The following is an 807-nucleotide window of genomic DNA, read 5'->3' as shown; positions in this document are numbered from 1 at the left end:
ACAGCGCCTTGCCGGTGTTCTGGGCGTCCACGAGCTGCCGCGTCATGCCATAGATCAGCGGCTGCGCCGACGTCGCCAGCCCGATCAGGATCAGCAGCACCAGGTCATATTGCGTCGGCATCACGGCAACGCCGAACCGATTCGAGACCGGGAAATGCGGCGCGCCGGCGGCCATCGCTACCAACAGCAATGCGGCGATGGCATGCGTTGCCGCCACCATGGTGCGGCGGTGCCCGAACTTGCGATCGAAGGCGCCGATGCAGGCCGGGCCGACGATCATCGCCAGCGTGAACAGGCCGAGCACGTTGCCGGCCTCGATCCGGCTCAAGCCCTTCACATCCATCAGCCACGGCCCGCCCCACAGGCCGCGCAGCACCAGCGACGCGCCGAGCGAGACCAGCGACAGCGCGATCAGCCCGCGCAGGCCGCGCGACAGGCCGAGCCGCAGCACCTCGGCCATCTGATGCAGCGGCGAGGAATCATCCGCATGCACCGCCGGCTGCCGCGGCACCAGCGCAAACACCGCGATCAGCACCGCAATTCCGAATCCAGCCGAAACCCAGAAGCCGGCCCGCCAGCCGAACTGATCGACGACGAAGGCGAGCGGGCTCGCCGACAGCAGCATGCCGATATTGCCGATCGAGCGGATCAGGCCGGACCACAAGCCGACCTTCGCCGCCGCCATCTGCTTGGCGGCGAGCGTCATCGGGCACCTCAGCATGCCGGAGGTGGCGATGCCGAGCATCAATTTTCCGAGCACGAAGCTCGCGGGGCCGGTGGCCAGCGCCGCAACCAGCGTCCCCACAC

General features: G+C 68.4%; 1 protein-coding gene. It reads right to left on the bottom strand.

What is annotated here, in order from left to right; translation table 11 throughout:
- The coding region (locus NS334_RS17090; protein WP_241492022.1) for an MFS transporter at nucleotides 1-745 on the bottom strand (745 nt) is incomplete at its 3' end.
- Nucleotides 746-807: the final 62 nt, after the last annotated feature.

Source organism: Sphingomonas endophytica (genome assembly GCF_001476895.1).
GTDB lineage: Bacteria > Pseudomonadota > Alphaproteobacteria > Sphingomonadales > Sphingomonadaceae > Sphingomonas > Sphingomonas endophytica_A.
This window is presented reverse-complemented; position numbering and strand designations above follow the sequence as displayed.